This window comes from Psychrobacter sp. UBA6766, from assembly GCF_002453355.1.
Taxonomy (GTDB): domain Bacteria; phylum Pseudomonadota; class Gammaproteobacteria; order Pseudomonadales; family Moraxellaceae; genus Psychrobacter.
Genome location: NZ_DKGQ01000043.1, coordinates 72,461 through 79,074 on the forward strand (window position 1 = coordinate 72,461; position 6,614 = coordinate 79,074).

Consider the following 6,614-nt stretch of genomic DNA (forward strand, 5'->3'; position numbering starts at 1 on the left):
GTTGTAAATAATAAAAAAGCAGCGCATTAAAATATGCGCTGCTTTTTTGTATCTGTTCATGTGATGCTTGCTGGTTTAGCAAAATATCACGATATGTTTTTAACAACCTATTTTTAGGCAGGTAGCTTAATTTTGTCTTTTAATAAAAACTCCATCAAGGCTTTTTGCGCATGTAAGCGGTTTTCAGCTTCGTCCCAAACCACTGAGCGTGGATCATCGAGCATATCGTGAGAGATTTCTTCGCCGCGATGCGCAGGTAAGCAGTGCATAAATACCACTTCGGGGTCGGCTTTATCAAGCAGTGATGGCGTGACTTGATAGGGTGCAAAACGGCGTGCGCGAGTGTTTTGTTCAGACTCTTGTCCCATACTTGCCCAAACATCAGTGACAATGAGGTTTGAATCTTTTGCCGCATCTTGGACATCTTCGACCAAGCTCACGCAATGTGAGAAGCGCTTCATGAGCTCAGGGTCAGGCTCAAAGCCATAAGGGGCAGCAACACGCAGCTCAAAACCAAACTGATTGGCCGCTTGCATATAGGACGCGCACATATTGTTGCCATCGCCAACCCAAGTGACGATTTTGTTTTCAATACTGCCGCGATGCTCATAGTAGGTCTGCATATCAGCAAGCAGCTGGCATGGATGGAATTCATCGGTCAGGGCGTTAATAATAGGCACGCTAGAGTATTCTGCAAAGGTTTCAACTTTTTCATGGCCAAAGGTACGAATCATAATGATATCGACCATGCTTGAGATAACGCGCGCGGAATCTTCTAGCGGCTCACCGCGCCCAAGCTGGGTATCATTTGGCGATAAAAAGATAGCACTACCGCCAAACTGACCCATGCCAGTCTCAAATGAGATACGCGTTCGGGTGGAAGATTTCTCAAAAATCATGCCAAGCGTTCGACCAACAAAGGGCTGATAAATCTCGCCAGCGTGTTGCATTTTGCGCAATTCGCAAGCGCGTTTGATGAGGTTTTCTAGTTCTTGTTTGGTTAAATCAGATAGGGTCAAAAAATGGCGCAAACTCATAGTAATCCTAGCAGTCGATCACAATCGATGAAAATGATACGTTGTCAGTCAGTAATTATATTGCGTTAGTGCGTATACTCGATTGACAACAAACTTTTAGTATAGCGCAATTAGGCTTAATGTAAATGTTCAATTTGCTATGATTCATCAGTGCTCCATCTAGCTCGTAAACCGTCATTTCATTCATAGCCATCAATGATTATTTTGCTATTTTCCGATTTGGTCGAGCGCTTAAGCGGCATAGCAGCTCATAACTAATAGTCTCAGCATGGATGGCAACTTCATCGACATGTGGCGTATCACCCCACAATATCACTTTGCTGTTTAGGATCAAAATTTCTGGAACAGCGCTGATATCAATAACAATCATATCCATCGCCACCCGTCCGATTACTGGGCATGGATAGTGTTGATGATTTTTGGCATCAATGACTGAAACGTAAGCCTTATCATCAACCACCCGTGGATAACCATCGCCATAACCGATACTGACCAATGCCGTCTTGGTATTTTGCGCCGCGATCCAGCGGCTGCCATAACCAATGCCATCACCAGCATTGACCGTTTGCAGCGCAATAATCTGCGCGCTAAATTCCATCGCTGGCTGCAAGTCTAACTGCTGCGAACTTTTATCAATGACTGGCGTACTACCGTAGAGCATGATGCCCGGACGTACCCAATCGTGATGATGCTCGGGGAAATTGACGATACCTGCTGAGTTACATAATGAGCCTTTTATATCGCTGCTCACCGTTTCTCGTAAAGTCTGTAGCATATCGTTAAAGCGCTGGATTTGTAGAGTATTTAAAGGATGAGCGCGGTCGTCGGCATTGGCAAAGTGAGTGGTCAAAATAAGCTGATAACCGGCCTCATGTAGACGTTTGGCGGCTGGGATAAGCGTTTGGTCATTAAAGCCTAAACGGTTCATACCCGTATTGTATTTCAGCCAAACCACTCGAGTGGCGCTAGTAGCAGGCGGAGTATTTTCTAGTGCCCACATTAACTGTGGCTCATGATGAATCACACAGCTGATATCATGCTGGGTCGCGAGCTGCCATTCATCTTTAGTAAACGCGCCTTCGATGAGACCAATGGTTTTGTCCCAGCCCAATTGCCGCGCTTCCAATGCTTCTATCAAGGTTGCAACACCGATACCGTCTGCCTGTTGTTCACCTGTTTGCAACGCAGGCAAGACGGCTGCGACGCCATGACCATAAGCATTGGCTTTGACCATAGCCAGAACTTTGGATTTTGGTGCCAGCTTTTTAACTTGACCCAAATTATGAGTAATGGAGGCTGGTGTAACTGTAATGGTACGCATAATTGCCTTCTTTATTAGCAAAGTTATTTTGATTAGTAAAACGATTTTATTAAACAAATGATGTTATTAATAATGTGGTAAAGCAATAAAGCCAGTATGTCATCAATTGGGCTGATGACACACTGGCTAGTTTTTTCATAATTGCTTTAAGGTTAAAGCTTGTTATGTATATCGTTTACTCAGCCGATTACTCGTCATTCTCAAAGCTGACGTTTTGATAGTATTCTGGCGTCAGGTTAATAAAGCGGGTAAATTGCCCTTCAAAACCTAAGCGGATGGTACCGATAGGGCCGTTACGCTGTTTACCAATGATGATTTCAGCCACGCCTTTGTGGTCTGAGTTTTCATTATAAACCTCATCACGATAAATAAACATAATCAAATCGGCATCCTGCTCAATCGCACCAGACTCACGCAAATCCGACATAATAGGGCGCTTATTAGGACGGTTTTCTAGACTACGGTTAAGCTGTGATAAAGCAATGACGGGACATTCAAGCTCACGAGCCAACGCTTTTAAGCTTCGTGAAATTTCAGAGATTTCTCCAACACGGTTACCATCAAGGCTTGGTACTTTCATCAATTGAAGATAATCGACGATGATAGCGCCAATTTTACCATCATGATTTTTAGCGATTCGGCGACAGCGCGAACGTAGCTCTGATGGTGGTAGAGCCGTACTATCATCAATATATAGGTGCTTAGATTGCAAATGCTGAATGGCGTTCATCATTTTTGCCCATTCATCTTCATTCATTTGCCCAGACCGCAGGTGCGTCTGATTAATCGCGCCCCACGATGACAGCAAACGCATGACGATGGACTCGGCTGGCATTTCCATCGAAAATACCACCACTGGCAAATCTTCATTAAACAAAACGCCTTCCGCCAAGTTCATAGCAAAGGTGGTTTTACCCATCGATGGACGCGCCGCTACAATGATTAAATCGCCGGCTTGTAAGCCTTGGGTTTTGTTGTTTAGCTCAACAAATGGCGTTTGTAAACCTATCATACCGTCAGGATTTGATTTTAGCTCTTGAATCTTATCAATGACATTGGTCAATACCGAGGTAATACCAACTGGTCCACGCTGCTCTGCGCGTTTATTGTGCTGCTCATTAATACTAAATATCTTGGCTTCAACGTTGTCCAATATGTCGCTGACCGTTTGGTCTTTGGGATTATAGGCGAGTGTCAGCATATCATTACCAGTAGTAATGAGCTGGCGTAAGGTCGATAGCTCACGCACGCGCTGCGCATAGGCGGTGAGGTTAAACAAGGTAGCAGGGCTTTGACTTAGAATATCTGCCAAATAGCTGTCGCCACCGGCACTTTTAAGCAATTTTTGTGCCTCCAGCCAGTCATGCACCATGACCGTATCGTAAGGCTCGTTGACTGCAGCGAGATGGGCAATGGCAGCAAAAATATGTTGATGCCGACCTGCATAAAAGTCATCTTTGGTGACAATATCTGCAATCTTGTCATATGCCTCTTCAATACTCATCAAAGACGCCAAAAGTGCCTTTTCAATATCGATATTGTGCGGCGGTGTCTGATTGAGTAAGTCGTCGGTTTTTTCGTTGTCTGCCATGAGTGCCCAATGTATCAAAAGTCGGTTTTAAAAGTCAGTTTCGAGAGTTGGTATAAAGTATTTAATAGAAAATCTTGTTATAAGAGCCTCAAGAGTTTGTCGATAATCAGACTATCTGAGAATCTCACTATAAACAAACCTATCGCACTCCTACGATATCAGTACCAAAACATAGACTTAATATCTGCTTATAAATGCTAAAATCAAAAGCGAAAGTTTAACACATTATGTGGTTTTTTCGGTCGCTATAAATAATTATCTATTCCAGATTAGGGTTGTAAAAGCTAGAGAAATCATTTATAGAATGCGGCTATTTATACTTATTTTTTTACCAAAAAATATAATAAAATTAAACGCTTAATATAATACTAAGGTCTTATTACTATGCAAGATGTACAAAAAAAATTACCATTGTTAATCACAACCGGTGAACCTGCAGGTATTGGAATGGATGTCGTACTGCAATTAGCAGCAGAAGGTAAACTACAAAACTTTAAGCGTCCAATCTGGGTGACTGCTGAGGCTGAAGCCATGCAAGCGCGAGCTGATAAATTAGTCGCAGCGGGCGTGTTAACCACTTGTCCATCTTGGCAAACCATCGCGCCACAAGTGAATGCTGATGATTTTGTAGAGCAAATTTCACAGCAGACTTCTGCTTCCAATAATGATAATAACTTTACGTTTATTTTACTTGATATTCCTTGCGGTGCACCTATAGTCGCAGGTCATATCGATATTAATAATGCCCTAATGGTCGCCAAGCAATTAGAGATAGCGCATCAGTTAGCGGCAAACAAAACAGTCGCTGCTATTGTTACTGGCCCCCTGCAAAAATCTGCGTTGATAGATGCTGATATTAAATTACTCGATGGTACGATGTTTAGCGGTCATACTGAGTTTTTTATGCAGCAAAGTGGCTGTGAAAAAGTCGTGATGATGCTCGCTAATCAAGCCATGAGAGTAGCGCTTGTTACCACGCATCTGGCGTTAAAAGATGTACCTGCCGCCATTACCGCTGAGAATGTGCGGCAAACGGTACAGATTGTTATCGATGATATGCGCGAGAAATTTGGCTTGACTCAGCCGCGTATTTTGGTTTGCGGTCTCAATCCACATGCAGGCGAGGGTGGGCATTTGGGTATGGAAGAGATTGAAATTATCAATCCAGTGCTACAAGAGTTTATCGCTGCAGGCGTCGATATATCAGAGGCAATGCCAGCCGATACCTTATTTACGCCCAGACATTTGGCCAACTGTGATGCGGTGATCGCTATGTATCATGACCAAGGTTTACCCGTGCTTAAGTCGCATGGTTTTGGTGATACCGTCAATCTAACCTTAGGGTTACCGTATATTCGTACGTCTGTTGATCACGGCACTGCGCTTGATTTGGCAGGGCGAGGCGGAGCAAGTGCCACTAGCTTGTATCAAGCATTAACCATGGCAAATGAGATGGCAGATAAATCACTCATCAATCAATCTGTTGTATAAGTCGGTGCCTTAGCGGCATTTGTCACGCAGTATTGATTGGGTAACTTTAGTGTGAATGATGGCTATTGATGAATGATTAGACACGATCTAGGGTGTGTCATCAATTAGCAGGGATATTTCAGAATAAGCTATACTGATACTATATATAGCAAACTGAGCTCAACTATTATGACAAGACGACATGCCCTACGTGATGACCAATGGGAGAGAATTAAAGATCTCCTACCAGGTCAACCAAGTGACGTTGGTGTTACCACAAAAAATAACCGCTTATTCGTAGAAGCAGTTCTCTACCGCTATAAGATGGCATACCTTGGCGTGACTTACCGGAACGCTTTGGCGACTTCAGAGTGATTCATACCCATTTTAGTCGTTGGTCAAAAAAAGGCGTATGGGAGCAGGTGTTTAATCAACTCTCTAAACAGTCCGATGATGAATATGCCATGCTAGATGCCACGATTGTTAAGGCCCATCAGCACAGTGCTGGAAAAAAAGGGATCAAGCCATTGGACGCAGTAAAGGTGGACTGACCACTAAAATACATACTCGGACAGATGCGCTAGGTAATCCTACTGGCTTTTATCTAACAGGTGGTGCAGCTCATGACTTGTGTGGCTCAGATGAATTACTTGATGTCAGTGTTAGCCAAACTTGGATTGCTGATAGAGCTTACGATGCTGATGCCCGCGTTATTGAACCGATTAAAGCGGTACAAGGTCATGCAGTCATACCGTCCAAGTGTCATCGGCTGCAGCCAAGAGACTTCGATAAAGAACTTTATAAGGCTAGGCACCTAATTGAGAACTTCTTTGCCAAGATTAAGCAGTATCGTGCGATTGCCACTCGCTATGATAAGTTAGCCAGTCATTTCCTTGGTGCCATTCACTTAGTTTCTTGTGTCGTTTGGCTTAATTGATGACACGCCCTAATATAAGTAGTTCCATTATAGCAGTCTGTTTTAAGTGGTCTGTTAATAGGTTTGAAGGGTGAAATAGCTGGTTCTGCTGGGGTATACCCTATAAAAAATTGTATAGCTAACGTTATTTTAGAAAATTCGATAGGCAAATAAAATGAATAATATAGATAAATTAACTGAGCTAAATTACTATTTTTTAAAATTAAGAGAAATTTTACTTCAGGAGGATGAACACAACTATAGTCAGTTCAAAATAAA

Annotated in this window: 4 protein-coding genes and 1 pseudogene; 2 read left to right on the plus strand and 3 right to left on the minus strand. The window is 43.0% G+C overall.

Annotated features, from left to right (window positions below):
• Positions 1-113: 113 nt before the first annotated feature.
• The 3 genes from argF to dnaB form a co-directional block, all read right to left on the minus strand.
• The gene (argF, locus tag B4K26_RS10225; RefSeq protein ID WP_296245330.1) at positions 114-1,037 is read right to left on the minus strand and encodes an ornithine carbamoyltransferase; all 924 of its coding nucleotides are present in this window, start codon (positions 1,035-1,037) and stop codon (positions 114-116) included.
• 199 nt (positions 1,038-1,236) lie between these two features.
• Complete coding sequence (alr, locus tag B4K26_RS10230; protein ID WP_296245331.1) at positions 1,237-2,358, minus strand: alanine racemase; 1,122 nt, start codon at positions 2,356-2,358, stop codon at positions 1,237-1,239.
• A 187-nt stretch (positions 2,359-2,545) separates the two neighbouring features.
• Positions 2,546-3,949 (minus strand): replicative DNA helicase, encoded by a 1,404-nt coding sequence (gene dnaB / locus B4K26_RS10235; protein ID WP_296245332.1) that lies wholly within the window; start codon positions 3,947-3,949, stop codon positions 2,546-2,548.
• Positions 3,950-4,333: 384 nt separating this feature from the next.
• On the opposite strand from dnaB, the gene pdxA reads away from it, so the two are divergent.
• Entirely contained in the window at positions 4,334-5,440 is a 1,107-nt protein-coding gene (gene pdxA / locus B4K26_RS10240) for a 4-hydroxythreonine-4-phosphate dehydrogenase PdxA (RefSeq protein ID WP_296245333.1), read from the plus strand.
• A 168-nt stretch (positions 5,441-5,608) separates the two neighbouring features.
• Positions 5,609-6,356: pseudogene (locus B4K26_RS10245) on the plus strand (IS5 family transposase).
• Positions 6,357-6,614 lie beyond the last annotated feature (258 nt).